The organism is Streptosporangium sp. NPDC006013, assembly GCF_040614275.1.
In the GTDB taxonomy this organism is placed as follows: domain Bacteria; phylum Actinomycetota; class Actinomycetes; order Streptosporangiales; family Streptosporangiaceae; genus Streptosporangium.
On sequence record NZ_JBEXUE010000998.1, the window covers coordinates 1 to 1029 of the forward strand.

A 1029-nucleotide genomic window follows, 5' to 3' on the forward strand; every position below is an offset into this window, starting at 1 on the left:
CGGGGCATCGTCAGCACGATCTTGCCGGTGTGCTTGGCCTGGCTCATGAACCGGAACGCCTCCCGGCCCCGCCGCACATCCCACGCCGTCACCGGCAACGGCCGCAACTCACCAGCCGCGAACAACTCCATCAGCTCGCCCAGGATCTGCCGCAACCGCTCCGGTCCGGCGTCAAGCACGTCGAACCAGCGATAGGTCAGCCCCGGGAACTGCTCCTGGTCACGGATGTCCAGCTTGCCCATCTCGATGAACCGGCCACCCGGCCGCAGCAACCGCGCGGAAGCGTCGATGAACTCCCCGGTCAGCGAGTTGAGGACCACATCGATCCCCCGCCCGCCGAACCGCTCCTCAAACTCCAGAGTGCGCGAGGAGGCGATGTGATCGTCCGGGATGCCCAGCGAACGCAGCACGTCCCACTTGGCCGGGCTGGCCGTGGCGAACACCTCCACCCCAAGCCGCTGGGCCAGCTGGATCGCGGCCATACCGGTCCCGCCGGTACCCGCGTGCACCAGCAGCGACTCGCCCGGCCGCAGCCCGGCCAGATCCATCAGCCCGTAGTAGGTCGTCAGGAACGCCACCGGGATCGTCGCGGCCTGCTCGAAGGAGACCTCGTCGGGGATCTTGGTCACTCCGCCGGCGCCGGTGACCACCATCGGCCCGAATCCGCCCTCGGTCAGGCCGACCACCCGGTCGCCCGGACGCAGGTTGTCGACCTCGGAGCCGACTTCCAGCACCACCCCGGCGGCCTCGCCGCCCATCAGGCCGACCTTGTCCTGGAACCAGCCCAGCGCGTTGAGCCCGTCCAGCAGATCCCGGAAGTTCACCCCCGTGGCATGCACCGCGATCCGGACCTGCCCGGCCCCCAGCGGCTCGGCCGCCTGCGGGAACTCAAGCAACTCCAGCGCGTCCAGACTGCCCTTGGCCCGGCTGCCCAGCCGCCACGCCACCCCAGCCGGAGGCAGCAACCCCGCCCCCGACCCCAGCGCCGGTACGGCGACGGCAGTCTGAGCGCGCCGGAGTGGGAGCACG

General features: G+C 70.7%; 1 protein-coding gene. It reads right to left on the minus strand.

Annotated elements, in window-relative coordinates; translation table 11 throughout:
* The coding region (locus tag ABZ260_RS51565) for a zinc-binding dehydrogenase (protein ID WP_355633386.1) at nt 1-1029 on the minus strand (1029 nt) is incomplete at both ends.